The sequence below is a fragment of the Pseudomonas sp. JAI120 genome (assembly GCF_014207255.1).
Classification (GTDB): Bacteria; Pseudomonadota; Gammaproteobacteria; order Pseudomonadales; family Pseudomonadaceae; genus Aquipseudomonas.
In genome coordinates, this window is record NZ_JACHCZ010000001.1 from 170,055 (window position 1) to 183,927 (window position 13,873).

11 protein-coding genes and 2 pseudogenes are annotated in these 13,873 nt (G+C 59.5%); all 13 read left to right on the forward strand.

Annotated elements, in window-relative coordinates:
• Positions 1-150 precede the first annotated feature (150 nt).
• The 13 genes and pseudogenes from HDC32_RS00895 (at position 151) to HDC32_RS00950 (ending at position 13,847) form a co-directional block, all read left to right on the forward strand.
• On the forward strand, positions 151-3,048 hold the full coding sequence (locus tag HDC32_RS00895; protein ID WP_184742117.1) for a PAS domain S-box protein: 2,898 nt from the start codon (positions 151-153) through the stop codon (positions 3,046-3,048).
• The gene (locus HDC32_RS00900; RefSeq protein ID WP_184742118.1) at positions 3,048-3,677 is read left to right on the forward strand and encodes a response regulator transcription factor; all 630 of its coding nucleotides are present in this window, start codon (positions 3,048-3,050) and stop codon (positions 3,675-3,677) included. The genes HDC32_RS00895 and HDC32_RS00900 overlap by 1 nt, the downstream gene beginning before the upstream one ends.
• Before the next feature lie 316 nt (positions 3,678-3,993).
• Positions 3,994-5,025: a methyl-accepting chemotaxis protein gene (locus HDC32_RS00905; RefSeq protein ID WP_260403594.1), complete on the forward strand. Its 1,032-nt coding sequence runs from the start codon at positions 3,994-3,996 to the stop codon at positions 5,023-5,025.
• 13 nt (positions 5,026-5,038) lie between these two features.
• Positions 5,039-5,407, forward strand: coding sequence for a response regulator (locus tag HDC32_RS00910; protein ID WP_027605685.1), 369 nt, complete (start codon positions 5,039-5,041; stop codon positions 5,405-5,407).
• 33 nt (positions 5,408-5,440) lie between these two features.
• The gene (locus tag HDC32_RS00915; RefSeq protein WP_184742119.1) at positions 5,441-5,758 is read left to right on the forward strand and encodes a lipid asymmetry maintenance protein MlaB; all 318 of its coding nucleotides are present in this window, start codon (positions 5,441-5,443) and stop codon (positions 5,756-5,758) included.
• A gap of 4 nt (positions 5,759-5,762) precedes the next feature.
• Positions 5,763-7,907 (forward strand): chemotaxis protein CheA, encoded by a 2,145-nt coding sequence (locus HDC32_RS00920; protein ID WP_184742120.1) that lies wholly within the window; start codon positions 5,763-5,765, stop codon positions 7,905-7,907.
• Positions 7,908-8,824: 917 nt separating this feature from the next.
• Positions 8,825-9,448: pseudogene (locus tag HDC32_RS31920) on the forward strand (methyl-accepting chemotaxis protein); the annotation flags it as partial.
• A 321-nt stretch (positions 9,449-9,769) separates the two neighbouring features.
• Positions 9,770-10,348, forward strand: a pseudogene (locus HDC32_RS31925) (methyl-accepting chemotaxis protein); the annotation flags it as partial.
• Positions 10,349-10,351: 3 nt separating this feature from the next.
• Positions 10,352-10,864 carry a chemotaxis protein CheW gene (locus tag HDC32_RS00930; protein ID WP_131696441.1) on the forward strand — a complete coding sequence of 171 codons (513 nt, stop codon included), beginning with the start codon at positions 10,352-10,354 and terminating at the stop codon, positions 10,862-10,864.
• Positions 10,865-10,919: 55 nt separating this feature from the next.
• A complete protein-coding gene (locus HDC32_RS00935) occupies positions 10,920-11,444 on the forward strand; it encodes a chemotaxis protein CheW (protein WP_131696440.1) in 525 nt (174 codons plus the stop codon).
• 21 nt (positions 11,445-11,465) lie between these two features.
• On the forward strand, positions 11,466-12,269 hold the full coding sequence (locus HDC32_RS00940) for a protein-glutamate O-methyltransferase CheR (RefSeq protein WP_131696439.1): 804 nt from the start codon (positions 11,466-11,468) through the stop codon (positions 12,267-12,269).
• Positions 12,262-12,780 (forward strand): chemotaxis protein CheD, encoded by a 519-nt coding sequence (locus tag HDC32_RS00945; RefSeq protein ID WP_131696438.1) that lies wholly within the window; start codon positions 12,262-12,264, stop codon positions 12,778-12,780. The genes HDC32_RS00940 and HDC32_RS00945 overlap by 8 nt, the downstream gene beginning before the upstream one ends.
• Positions 12,777-13,847, forward strand: a complete 1,071-nt coding sequence (locus HDC32_RS00950) for a chemotaxis response regulator protein-glutamate methylesterase (protein ID WP_131696437.1) — start codon at positions 12,777-12,779, stop codon at positions 13,845-13,847. Before HDC32_RS00945 ends, HDC32_RS00950 begins: the two co-directional genes overlap by 4 nt.
• Positions 13,848-13,873: the final 26 nt, after the last annotated feature.

Below are 13,873 nucleotides of genomic sequence, written 5' to 3' on the forward strand. Positions count from 1 at the left end.
TGAATCTTACTGGGATGTGTATTCAATCGAATGGGCGGCTACAGGCTTCGCCGGGAAACTGAATTCTTATTCGTCGACCATAAAAACCTTTCGAAGCGTTTACGGTGGGTTATTTCCTGGTCGTAAGAGTAGACGTTTGCAGGAGCTGCGATGGCTGACAAGGAAGTGCTGCAAACCCTTAAAGGCGTACTTGCCTGCCTTTCGGGTGCGGTTGTTGTCTTGGATCGATCTGCCCTGGTCGTCGTGGGTAACCCTGCGTTTTCGGCGTTGCAGCTCCAGCATGGAGTACCACCTGATGCAGGGGCCGAGTTTCTCGCCCTGCTGCGGCCAGAGGACTACGGGCTTTTTTATGCGGCGCTCGAGAAGGCCGATGGAAAGTCCCGGGTGTTTTTTGAGGCGACAGCGAGGGGAGTGGGCCGGTTGGGCGTATCGATAACGCCGTGGCAGCACGACTACTTTATCGCTGAGATTACCCCTGGCCTGGAACTCACTCGCTCTACCGCCGACGGCGAGCACTTTTCAGATATACCCCTTAAATCGATTTTCGATTCATCTGGTACCGGGTTGGCGCTCGTGGCGCTTGACGGTCGGTGGCTACGGGCCAATAACGTGATTTGCACGCTGTTGGGCTACAGCGAAGCGCAGCTGCAAAGCACCACGTTCATGGCTTTGACCCACCCCGAGGACCGCGAGGTGGGCAAGCAGTTGATAGAAGAATTGAAGGGCGGTGCACGGCAGGGCGCCACCTTGCATAAACGCTACATCCACCACGACGGTCAGGTTGTCTGGGTACGCTTGACCGTGGGTCTGGTGCGGGACGACCAGGGGCAGCCGATCTGTTTTGTCTCCCAACTGGAAGACATCACCGAGAACTGGCAACTGCGCGAAACCTTGCTGGGCAGCGAGCTCAAATTCCTCACCCTCGCGGAAAACTCACCCAATATCATTGTTCGTTACGATCGCAACTTGTTGCGCACGTACGTCAACCCGACGTTCCTGCTCTTGACCGGCATGTCCTACGACGAAGCGATCGGCGCCAGCCCCATGCAGGAGTCCGGCGACTACCTGAATCAACTGCGTCACGTGGCATCCACAGGCGAGACGGCTCAATTTCTGAATAGCTGGGTGGTCGCGCCCAGTGGTGATTATGTGAGTTGTGTGGTCAGCTTGATGGCCGAGCGCAGCCCTTCAGGTGAGGTGGTGGGGGTGTTGGCGCTGGCCCACGACATCACTGAGCTGCGTAAGCAGCAAGTGCTTGAAGATGCGCGTTTACGCATATTCGAAACCATGGCCACAGGGGCTCCTTTAGACGAAACGCTGGCGTTGCTGGTGGGCTACCTTCAGTTGGCCTTGCCCCACCGTTCCTGTGGCGTCGTGCTTGCCGACCCGCAAAGTCTCGGGTCGTCGGCACGCAAGCCTTCTGCCCCGACTCTTGGAGAAGGCGTTCCTTCATTCTGGTCCGAGCCCATCGTGGATAACCAGGGGCACATCCTGGGGGCTTTCGAGTTATCTCAGTCGCCTGGTTCCCTGCCGCAAGAGAGCGACCTGCAGCGCGTACGCCAGACCTGTCACATTGCGGCCATTGCCATTGAGCGCTTGCGCTCCGAATCGTTACTCAGGGAGCGCGAGCGCCGTTACCGGGATATTTCCGACCATACCCTGGACATGTTGTGCCTGCTGGAGGTTACGCCACTCGGTGACCTACGCTGCGTTGAGGTCAACCCCGCGTTGCTGCAGGTGCTTGGAAAACCGCATGATGATGTTATCGGCGAGGCGCTGGAGTCGATTTTTGGTCGGTCGAACGCGCGAAAAATCCAGACGCTCTACGAGCAGTGCAGGGCCGCCGCACGGGTGGTGGAGTCGGATGAAGGCATGCTGGTTCGCAACGAAGTCCGTAACTTGCATTTTACCTTGGTGCCGGTGGCTGATTCCGGCAGCGCGGGCCAACGGGTACTGGTGATCTGTCGCGATGTGACTCATCTGACCAGGGCCCGGCAAAAAGAACTGGAACGCCAGCACGACATCAACGCACTGGTGGAAAACAGCCCGGACGCGGTCGCCCGATTGAGTGCTCAAGGCGAAGTGCTCTATGTCAATGCGCAGTTGAAGAAGTGGGTGGGCGGTGCCTGGCCGGAACTGATGGGCATGCCCATGGATGAGGTGTTTCCCCTGAACGCTCAGTCCCAGCTTTTTCGAGAGTTGGTGGCCCAGGTGATTCAGCAGAACAAAGCCACGGAGCAGGAATTTTTATTGTCGGGTTTGAAAACCGCGCCCAAGGTGGTGTTGATCCATTTTGTCCCTGAGCTTGACGGCCAGCGCGTCGTCAGCGTACTGGCCGTGGGGCGCGATATTTCCAAGCTGCGCGCTGCGGAACGCCGCCTGGCCAATTCCAACGCCCAATTACGTGACCTGTCGACCCGCCGGGAAACGGCGCGGGAAGAGGAACGCAAACTGATCGCCAGAGAAATCCATGATGAACTGGGCCAGCACCTGACGGCACTGCGCATGGGCATCTCGTTATTGAGGTTTCAGTTCGGCACCGATACGCCTGAGCTCACCCCTCAGGTCGAGCGCTTGATGGCCCTGACCGATAAGACGATCCAGGTGGTGCGTGATGTCTCCACCAGCCTGCGACCCTCCGCGCTGAACCTGGGGCTGGTGTCCGGTCTTGAATGGCTGACAGCCGAATTCGTCACCTCTACCCGGGTTCCCTGCGCGTTGAACCTGCCTTTGATTCCCTTGACCCTGCCGGACACCCACGTTACCGCTGCATTTCGCATCGTGCAGGAGTCATTGACCAACATCGCCCGCTACGCCGAGGCGACACAGGTCAGCGTGACCCTGACCCCGCAGGAGACGCACTGGCTGCTGGAGGTCCAGGATAACGGCAAGGGGTTTGACCCCGATGCCGTCGGCCGCAAGACGTTGGGCCTGGCAGGCATGCGTGAGCGTGGCTTGATGTTGGGCGGCAAAGTGATCATTTTCAGCCACCCCGGACAAGGCACGACGGTCCAGGCTTTCATTCCGATGCACAAGGATAGGTATTGATGATTCGAATGCTGATCGCAGATGACCACACCATCATGCGCGAAGGGCTCAAACAGTTGTTCTCGCTGGTCGCCGATTTGCAGGTAGTGGCCGAAGCCGAGAGTGGAACGCAACTGATCGAATTGTTGCGTAAGGTCGAGATCGACCTGTTGCTGCTCGACATGAATATGCCGGGCATCAGCGGCGAGATCTTGATCGCGCGCCTGCATACCCATTACCCGAACCTGCCGATTCTGGTGTTGAGCATGCATAACGAAATCCATATCGCGCAACGGGCATTACGTGCCGGTGCGCTTGGCTACCTCACCAAGGACCGCGATCCCGAAACCCTATTGGTGGCGATCCGTCGGGTGGTCAGCGGCCAACGTTACCTGGACCCTGGGCTGGCAGAACAGATCGCGCTGCAGAGCAGTGGCTTGAAGCAGCAGACCTTTGTCGAAAGCTTGTCCGATCGTGAGTTCCAGATCCTGCGCTTGCTGGCGCACGGCATGAGCGTCAACCAGATTGCCGAGCAACTCGTCATCAGCAACAAGACGGTCAGTACCCACAAGACTCGGCTGATGGAAAAAATGGGATTTTCTTCCACCGCCGACATTGTGCGTTTCGCCATGACCCTGGGTATTTCGTGACGCGCGTACGGGGGTAGGAATTTTCCTAGCCTGATTCCCGGTATCCCTACCCCAGAATAGGGATGCTCTGATGGTGGCAATGCCATTATTGGGCCAGTATTCCCTTCAAGCAGCCGAATTGCCGATCAGGCGGTGGCGACAGGCTTTGACTGGGAGATAGACCGTGACCGATCAGACACCATTTCCTAGCGCGGCTCTGGCTCTGTTTCCCGTCGCCTCTGCGGGCCTGCTCGGCGGACTTGCGATAGCCTACAGCGAGCGCTTCAGCCTGGAGGCGATGGTGGCAGGGGCCGCGTTGTTTACGCTGTGTATTGGCATGGGCTTGTGGACGAACAAGCGGTACCAGGCACACTGCAATCGCCTTCAGCAACAGCTTGATCAAGCGGCTTCGGTGCCGCCGACGCTGGCCGTCGATAACGGCTTGGCACAAGTGTGCGTCAGCGTGCTGCCGATCTGGTCCCGGCAGATAGAAGCGGCTCGCTCGATCAGTGAAACGTCGATCCTCAAGCTCAGCGAACGCTTTGGCACGCTCTCCTCAAACATCAGTCACAGCGTGTCCAGCAACGGCGGCCAGGATGCCTCGCAACAATTGGTCGACTTGCTGGAAGTCGGCCAGCATGACCTCAATTCCATCGTCCTGGCCCTGCGTGCTGCGCTCTCCAATAAAGAGAATGAACTCAAGGAAGTCATGCAACTCTCCGGGTTCACCGAGCAACTTCAGCAGATGGCCAAGTTTGTCGGTGACATCGCCAGTCAAACCAACCTGCTTGCCCTCAACGCGGCGATTGAAGCCGCGCGAGCCGGGGAGGCGGGGCGAGGGTTTGCGGTGGTCGCCGATGAAGTGCGTAAGCTGTCGAGCATGTCCGGCGAGACCGGGCGCAAGATCAGCGAAACCGTGATCACCGTCAACGCCTCCATCGCCCGTACGGTGCAAATGTCCCGCCACCACGCCGAACAAGACACCCTGACCCTCGCCGATTCGGAGCGCGTGGTCTCGCAGGTCATCGAACATTTTCGCGCGACCGCCCAGACCATCGTGCGCAACAGCCATGACCTGCAGCAGCAGAGCGCCAACGTCGCCGACGAGATTGCCCAGGTGCTGGTTGCCCTGCAGTTCCAGGACCGCGTCAGCCAGATGTTGACCTTGATTACCCACGACCTGGACAAGTTGCAGCAGCAACTGGACGAGCGCAATGAGTTGAGCCTCAGCGGACATACCCTGGCGCCGATGACCAGCGACCGTTGGCTGCACGAGCTATCAACGGCTTACACCATGCCGGAGCAGCACGCCATTCATGACGGTAAACCGCATGCGAAGGCGGATGCCAACGAAATCACTTTCTTCTAGAGGAGCTTTTCCGATGAGCAAAACCATTCTGATCGTCGATGACTCGGCGTCCATCCGGCAAGTGGTCAGCATCACGCTCAAAGGCGCCGGTTACGACGTGATCGAAGGCTGTGACGGCAAAGACGCCCTGAGCAAATTGGACGGTCGCAAAATCCACCTGATTGTCAGTGATGTGAACATGCCCAACATGGATGGCCTCAGTTTCGTCAAGGCCGCCAAGCTGTTGCCGGCCTACAAGTTTACGCCGGTCATCATGCTGACCACCGAAGCCAGCGATGCGATGAAGCAGCAAGGCCAGGCCTCCGGCGCCAAGGCCTGGATGGTCAAGCCCTTCCAGCCGGCGCAAATGCTGACTGCCGTCTCCAAGTTGATCCTGCCATAGCGATGACCAGCGACCGCTGGCCAGGAGGTTTGCATGAAAAGCTCCGTCCCGATGCTGCGTCGAATCCAGGTCATGGAGGGCCCGCTGACGATCTATACGGCTGCCGAGCAAAAGGACGTGCTGTTGTCGTTGTTTCCTCTGGCCCATGAAGTGGCGTTGGACCTGTCGAATGTCGACGAGCTGGACAGTGCCGGGTTGCAGCTGTTGATCCTCATCAAACGCGAGTCCCTCAAGGAGGGAACCCAGCTGTTGCTGAGCAACCCCAGCGCTACGGTGAGCGAAGCACTGCGCCTCAGCGGTCTTGACGACTACTTCACCAATGCCTGTTTCACCCAGTCGGTCGGAGCGTAATCGTATGGCCCAGCCCATGAACATGGATGATGTGCTGCAGACTTTCATTGCCGAAAGTCGCGAGCTTCTGTTGCAAATGGAAGATGCGCTGCTGCAGATCGAGAAGTCGCCGCAGGACCTGGACACTATCAACGGCCTGTTCCGCGTGGCCCACACCATCAAAGGCTCGGCCGGCCTGTTTGGCTTGATGCCGATCGTTGAGTTCACCCATGTCGCCGAAAGCGTGCTGGACCGGGTGCGCAGCCTGGAGGTGCGCGTCGATGAGGCGCTGAGTGCGTTGTTTCTCGACGCCCGCGACCATATCGGCCAATTGATTGACCTGTTGGCCGAGGACGGCAACCTGGATCGCTTGGATGAACCGCTGCGGGCGCAGGGTCAATCGCTCATTGAGCGGCTGTCGCTGTATCTGGAGGCGGCGGTCTCGGCGCCAGCGCCGGCCCTTCAAGCGACGTCGCCGGCGGATGAGCAGGGCGGCAGTCCCGGCCATTGGCATTTGTCCCTGCGCTTTGGCCCGGATGTGTTGCGCAATGGCATGGACCCCTTGGCGTTCCTGCGTTACCTGAGCACGCTGGGGCGTTTGCTGCACACCGTTACCTTGTTCGATGGCTTGCCACCCCTGGCCGCCATGGACGCGGAAACCAACTACCTGGGGTTTGAACTCGCACTGGCCAGCGACGCCCCCCTTGAGGTGATCGACGGTGCCTTTGATTTTGTCCGCGAGGACGCGCTCGTGCAGATCCTCGCACCACACGCCACGGTGCAGGCATGTCGCGCCCATCTCGACGCACTACCCGAAGACAATGCCGGGCTGCTCGAGCTGTTGGTGCGTTGCGGCACACTGACCGAGGCCCAGGCCTTGCTCGTGACCCAGGACGCTGAGCCCGCACCGGTCGAGACGCGCAGTGAGCCTGATGCCCAGGATCCGACGACGCCGTTGATCAAGGCCGGCAAGGCTGCGGCGAGCAACGAAGCCAGCCTGATTCGGGTCGATGCCGCCAAGCTGGACCAACTGATCAACCTGGTCGGTGAGCTGATCATCGCCGGTGCCGGCGCCAACCTGGTGGCGGTGCGCAGCGGCATCGGCGAGATGATCGAAGCCACCAGCCTGTTATCGCGATTGGTTGAGGAAGTACGCGACTCGGCACTGACCCTGCGCATGGTGCAGATCGGCGCGACCTTCACGCGGTTCCAGCGTGTGGTGCGGGACGTCTCCAAAGAGTTGGGCAAGGACATTGTGCTGCACATCGGCGGCGGTGAGACCGAGCTGGACAAGACCGTCGTCGAACGCATCGGCGACCCGCTGACCCATTTGGTGCGCAATGCCATGGACCACGGCATCGAGCCGGCGGCGACGCGGCTCCAGCGGGGCAAGCCGGCCCAGGGCACGGTACGCCTGAACGCCTATCACGAATCCGGCAGCATCGTGATTGAGGTGTCCGACGACGGCGGCGGCCTGGCCAAGGACAAGATCCTGGCCAAGGCCCGTGAGCGCGGCTTGGTGGGAGAGGGCCAGCAGCCGTCGGACAAAGACATTCTGAATTTGATCTTCGAGCCGGGATTCTCCACCGCCGACCAGGTCAGCAACCTGTCCGGCCGTGGCGTGGGCATGGACGTGGTGAAGCGCAATATTACGGCGTTGCGCGGCAGCGTCAGCCTCGAGAGTGAACTGGGGCAGGGCACGACTGTGCGCATCCGCCTGCCGCTGACGCTGGCAATCATTGACGGCTTTCTGATCGGGGTGGGCAAGGCTTCCTATGTCATTCCGCTGAATATGGTCGAGGAGTGCATCGAGCTGGCGCCTCAGGCGGGAGCCGAAACCGATTACCTGGACCTGCGCGGGGATGTGCTGCCGATCCTGCGGTTAAGGGACCTGTTTGATGTGCAAGAGCCCGGAGGCAACCGCGAGAACGTGGTCGTCGTGCAATACGCAGGCCTGCGGGCCGGCCTGGTGGTAGATCGCTTGCAGGGGGAGTTTCAAACCGTGATCAAACCACTCGGCAAAGTGTTTGGTGACGCCCATGGGCTGGGCGGTTTCACGATCCTCGGCAGCGGAACCGTCGCCCTGATTCTGGACATACCCAATTTGCTGGGACGTATTGCCAAGGAAGCCACCCACCGTTCGATCCCCAATTCTTTATCGACTCAATGAAGCGTCATCAGGAGTGCCTCGCCATGACCGTTATCAGAAACATCATGTTGTTGGTTTTCACGGCAATGCTGGGTGTCGTCGTGTTGGGTGGCACCAGCCTGTATCTGGCTGGTGAAATCAAGACGAGCGCCAGCTATGCCAACGTCAATACGGTGCCCAGCCTGCTGGAAATCGACCGTGCCGCAACAGCGTTCACCGACCTTCACGCCTTGCAATGGCAGCGCTTGAACGATCCCGGAAAAAATCTGGTCCCCAGTTACGCGGACAGCGTGGCACAGGACTTCAGTGTGGTTGGCAAAGCCCTGGATCGCTATCAGGCCGAGTTGACCTCCGACGAGCATGACGCGTCGCTGTTGAAACAACTGCGTGGTCACTTGGCTGAGTTCGCTGCCTTGCAGGCGCGTTTCGACAAGCTTATCGACAACGGTGATCAAGCCTCGGCCCGTACATTGATTGAGACGAGCCAACCGTTGCAGACCACGGTGATTTCAGCGATCAGTGAGCTGCGCGAATACAACCTGGAGCTGGGGCGAAAAGGCCAATTGCAAGCCACCGCCATCGAGAAGAATGCGCGCTACATCATCCTGTTGGTGAGCGGCCTGACTCTGTTCGCAACCATCCTGGTCGGCACCTTGCTCGGGCGTAACCTGATGCGCCGGCTCGGTGCCGAACCGACCGTGGTGCAAGCCTATGCGGCACGTCTATCGGCTGGCGAGCTGAATGCCAAGGCGACGCTCAAGCAGGGCGACACCACCAGCCTGATGGCGAGCATGCAGCAGTTGGGCGCGAACCTGCACGCGTTGATCGTGGAGATGGACCGTATGTCCAGTGAACACGACAAGGGCGAGATCGACGCACAGATCGATGCCGGCCGCTTTCATGGCAGTTACCGCTCCATGGCCCAGGGCATCAACGATATGGTCAACGGCCACATCGCGGTGAAGAAAAAAGCCATGGCCTGCATACGCTCCTTTGGTAACGGTGATCTGTCTGCACCCCTGGAACAATTCCCCGGCAAAAAGGCCTTTATCAACGAAAACATCGAGCTGCTGCGCACCAACATCCTGGCGCTGATCAATGAAATGCAGCACATGTCCAGCGAGCATGAAAAAGGTGACATTGACGTCATGATTGACGTCGAGCGGTTCGCGGGCTCGTACCGTGATATCGGCCAGGGTATCAATGAGATGGTCAACGGCCATATCAGCGTGAAGAAAAAAGCCATGGCCTGTATTCGCGCGTTCGGCGAGGGTGATTTGTCCGCTCCGCTGGAGCAGTTCCCCGGCAAAAAGGCCTTTATCAACGAAAACATCGAGCAACTGCGCGCCAATATCCTGGCCCTTGTCGAGGACACCAGCCAGATCAGTGACAGTGCGCTGATCGGCAAGCTGGACACCCGGCCTGACGTGGCCCGGCACCAGGGGGATTTCCGCCGCATCATCGTCGGGATCAATGGTTCTCTGGACGCAATCATCGTACCGATTACCGAGGCCATGGACGTGTTGTCGGCGATGTCCGGTGGCGACCTGACTCGCACCATTACCGGTGACTACCAGGGCAAGTTCCTCGAGCTGAAGAACTCGGTCAACGACACGGTGGAAAAACTCTCGGAAATCATCGGCGAAGTGCGCGGGTCAGCGGACTCGCTGTCGAGTGCCTCGGAAGAGATCTCCGCCACCGCCCAAAGCATGGCTCAGTCGGCTTCCGAGCAAGCGGCATCGGTCGAACAGACCTCGTCGTCGATGGAGCAAATGTCGGCGTCCATTTCCCAGAACACCGAAAATGCCAAGGTCACCGACGGCATGGCGGGTAAAGCCAACAAGGAAGCGTCGGAAGGCGGTCGTGCCGTGAAGGACACCGTGGCAGCGATGAAAACCATCGCCGAAAAAATCGGCATCGTCGATTCCATCGCCTACCAGACCAACTTGCTGGCGCTCAACGCAGCGATCGAAGCGGCACGGGCCGGCGAGCACGGCAAAGGCTTCGCGGTGGTCGCGGCCGAAGTGCGCAAACTGGCGGAGCGCAGCCAGATCGCCGCACAGGAAATCAGTGAAGTGGCCAAGAACAGCGTGGCCTTGGCCGAGCGGGCGGGCAACTTGCTGGACGAGATAGTGCCTTCGATTGCCAAGACCTCCGACCTGGTGCAGGAAATTGCGGCTGCGTCGGAAGAGCAATCCATCGGTTCCGAGCAAATCAACAGCGCAATGTCGCAGATGAGCCAACTGACCCAGCAAAACGCGTCGGCCTCCGAGGAGCTGGCGGCGACGGCCGAGGAAATGAGTGGCCAGGCCGAGCAGCTGCAGGAACTCATGGGGTTTTTCACCGTGCAAAGCAAACGTGCCGGACGCAATGTCTCGACGCCCCAGATCAGCCGCGCGATGTCCACGCAGGACCATGACAGTCGCTCCTTGGACGGCGGTTTCGTCCGCTTTGGGAGTTGACCCATGGGCACCTCAGCGGTCAGGCAGGGCGCTGTCGAACCTGCGCCGCCAGTGGATGAACCGTTGCAGTACCTGACCTTCCTGGCGGCTCAGGAGATGTACGCGGTCAATACCCTGAGTGTTCGTGAAATCATCGAATACAACCAGGTGACCACCGTACCGATGATGCCGGCATTCCTGCGGGGGGTCATCAATCTGCGCGGCTCAGTGGTGCCGGTCGTGGACCTCAAGGCACGCTTTGACAAGGGGACGACGGAACTGGGCAGTCGGACCTGCATCGTCATCCTTGAGGCCGCGAAGGAGGGCGAATCCCAGGTCCTGGGGGTGGTGGTGGATTCGGTCAGCGAAGTCATCGAGATACTCGACATTGATATCAAGCCCGCACCGGCGTTCGGCAATCATATTCGCACCGACTTCATCCGGGGGATGACCAAGGTGCGAGGCGAGTTCGTCACGCTCCTGCAGATCGAGCATGTGCTGTGTGTCGATGAGATGGCCGGCCTGATGTCTGTTTGACGAGCACACCAGCGCCTGCGGGCGTGACTGGAAAGTATTTGATCCGAGGTGAATCATGGCCCTACCCATCGACAGTCCAGGCAATGCCACAGTATCGAGCCCGAGCCAGTACCTAACCTTTGTGCTGGGGGAGGAGATGTTTGCCGTGGGCACGCTCAACGTCCGGGAAATCATCGAATACGGGCCGATCACCAGCGTGCCGTTGCTGCCTCCCAGCATACGCGGGGTGATTAATCTGCGTGGCGCGGCGGTCCCCGTGCTCGACCTGGGGGTGCGCTTTCGCGGCGAACGCACGGTGCAGACCCCAAGGACCTGCTTTGTGATCATCGAGGTACAGGCCAATGCCCAGCGCAAACCGGTGGGCATCATCGTCGATGCGGTCAGCGAGGTACTGGAGATCGCCGATCAGGATATAGAGCCTTCGTTGAATTTCGGTACCGATGTGAGGGCCGATTTTTTACTGGGTATCGGCAAGCTGGAAAGCGGTTTTGTGCTGTTACTGGACATCGGTCGCGTGTTGTCCCTGGAACAGGTCGATGCGCTGTCCAACCTTGAGTCTTCGCTACCTTCGATCGCCTGAGTGTGCTGTGGGAATGTCCTTATGAACGTGATCCTTTCTGACGCCGAGTTCGCGCAGTTTCGTGACCTCATTTACCAAATCGCGGGCATCAGCCTGTCCGATGCCAAAAAACAGTTGGTGAGCACTCGCCTGGCCAAGCGCTTGCAGGTGCTCACGCTCAACACTTACGGCGCTTACTACAGGGTGTTGATGAAGGACAGCGCGGAGTTGCAGGTGGCGGTGGATCTGCTGACGACCAACGAAACCTACTTTTTTCGTGAGCCCAAGCATTTTGATTTCCTGCGTGATGTAGCGTTGCCCGAACTGCGTGGCAGCGGACCGTTGCGCATATGGAGTGGCGCGTGCTCGACCGGTGAAGAACCCTATACCCTGGCGATGGTCCTGGCTGACAACCTCGCCGGCCGGCCCTGGGAGATTGTCGCATCGGACATTAGCAGCCGGGTGTTGGACAAAGCCCGCCTTGGGCGTTATCCCCTCGACGGCACACGTGGCATCCCTGAGGCGCTGCTGAACAAGTATTGCCTCAAGGGCGTGGGAGCCAACCACGGTTGTTTCATGGTCGACCCGGCGCTGGCGGCAAAGATCAATTTCCAGTCGATCAATCTGAACAACCCGCTGCCGAAACTGGGGATGTTTGATGTGATCTTCCTGCGCAACGTGATGATCTATTTTGACAACGACACCAAAGTGCAAGTGGTCAAGCGACTGATCAGCCACTTGAAGCCGGGCGGGTACTTTCTGGTCAGCCATTCGGAGAGCCTCAACGGCATTACCGACCAGCTGCGACTGGTCAAGCCTTCCATCTACCGGAGGCCACATGCCTGACAGCCGACCGTCCAACGAGGTGTTCCTGAATCCTGGCGATTGGTTTTTCGGCTCGGGTGCGATTCACCTACGTACGGTGCTGGGGTCGTGTGTTGCCTTGGTGTTCTGGCATCCCCGGCGCTTGCTGGGGGGCATGTGTCACTACCTGCTGCCACAGCGCGCCGTGGCCAAACCCGGCGTCCTGGATGGTCGCTACGGCAATGAGGCGTTTGAATTGTTGCTCGCTCGAATACAGTCGATCAAGGCCCGGCCTGCTGAGTTCAGGATCAGCGTATTTGGCGGCGGGAACATGTTTCCTGGGTTTGTGCGCTCGGACAACGATTACGTCGGCCAGCGCAATGTCGAGCAGGCCATGCGCCTGCTCGATCTGCATCATTTGCAGTGTCAACACTTTCATGTGGAAGGCGTGGGTTATCGGACCATTGTGTTCGATCTCACCAGCGGCGAAATAGAACTCAACTACCTGGCCTTGCGAACCCCTAGCAGCCCTCATGGAGAGCGTGCGACATGAGCCTTATCAAAGTGCTGATCATTGATGATTCCGCCGTTGTGCGTCAGGTGCTGACGGCGACCCTGGGGCAAGACCCCGCTATTGAGGTGATCGGCGCGGCGGCAGACCCGGTGTTTGCCATGGACAAGATGAACAAGCAATGGCCGGATGTGATTGTGTTGGACGTCGAGATGCCACGGATGGATGGCATTACGTTCCTGAAGAAGTTGATGGCCGAACGCCCCACGCCCGTGGTCATCTGCTCCACGCTGACCGAAAAGGGCGCGGCCACGACCATGCAGGCCCTGGCGGCCGGCGCGGTCAGTATTGTGACCAAGCCACAACTCAACCTGCGTCAGTTTCTGACCGACAGTTCTGATGAATTGGCGGGCGCCGTCAAGGCCGCTGCGCGGGCCAACATGAAGCGTATGGTGCCGTCCAGTGAACGGGTACCGGCAAGGCTGACGGCCGACGTCATATTGCCCGCGGGTACCCAGGCGATGGCGCGCACCACCGAGAACATTGTCGCCATTGGTACGTCCACGGGCGGCACCCAAGCCCTGGAGTTGGTGTTGACCGCCTTGCCCAGGGTTTGCCCGGGAATCGTGATCGTGCAGCACATGCCCGAACACTTCACCGCTGCGTTTGCCGAGCGCCTCAATCGACTGTGCGAGATCGAGGTCAGGGAGGCGAAGAACGGTGACCGGGTTATCCCCGGTTGCGCGCTGATTGCCCCCGGTGGCCGACATATGGTGCTCAAGCGCAGCGGCGCCCAATACCAGGTGGAAATTGTCGACGGTCCGCCGGTCAGCCGCCATCGACCTTCGGTTGATGTGCTGTTTCGTTCGGTTGCCCGCAGTGCCGGCAGTAACGCGTTGGGGATCATCATGACGGGGATGGGCGACGATGGCGCCCGGGGCCTGAAGGAAATGCACGACAACGGTGCCCGCACCCTGGGCCAGGATGAAGAGTCCTGTGTGGTGTATGGCATGCCCAAGGAGGCGTTCAAGCTGGGTGCCGTGGAGCGTGAGTTGCCCCTTGAGCAGATCTCGGCGGCCATTCTGCAATCCATGCATCAGCGCCGCTGACTGTTCAGCCTGGGCATAACGGCCAC

Coding starts and splice junctions, on each gene's coding strand:
- HDC32_RS00935 (WP_131696440.1), top strand. CDS start 10,920: ATGGCCCTACCCATCGACAGTCCAGGCAATGCCACAGTATCGAGCCCG.
- HDC32_RS00915 (WP_184742119.1), top strand. CDS start 5,441: ATGAAAAGCTCCGTCCCGATGCTGCGTCGAATCCAGGTCATGGAGGGC.
- HDC32_RS00900 (WP_184742118.1), top strand. CDS start 3,048: ATGATTCGAATGCTGATCGCAGATGACCACACCATCATGCGCGAAGGG.
- HDC32_RS00910 (WP_027605685.1), top strand. CDS start 5,039: ATGAGCAAAACCATTCTGATCGTCGATGACTCGGCGTCCATCCGGCAA.
- HDC32_RS00930 (WP_131696441.1), top strand. CDS start 10,352: ATGGGCACCTCAGCGGTCAGGCAGGGCGCTGTCGAACCTGCGCCGCCA.
- HDC32_RS00950 (WP_131696437.1), top strand. CDS start 12,777: ATGAGCCTTATCAAAGTGCTGATCATTGATGATTCCGCCGTTGTGCGT.
- HDC32_RS00920 (WP_184742120.1), top strand. CDS start 5,763: ATGGCCCAGCCCATGAACATGGATGATGTGCTGCAGACTTTCATTGCC.
- HDC32_RS00940 (WP_131696439.1), top strand. CDS start 11,466: ATGAACGTGATCCTTTCTGACGCCGAGTTCGCGCAGTTTCGTGACCTC.
- HDC32_RS00945 (WP_131696438.1), top strand. CDS start 12,262: ATGCCTGACAGCCGACCGTCCAACGAGGTGTTCCTGAATCCTGGCGAT.
- HDC32_RS00895 (WP_184742117.1), top strand. CDS start 151: ATGGCTGACAAGGAAGTGCTGCAAACCCTTAAAGGCGTACTTGCCTGC.
- HDC32_RS00905 (WP_260403594.1), top strand. CDS start 3,994: ATGGGCTTGTGGACGAACAAGCGGTACCAGGCACACTGCAATCGCCTT.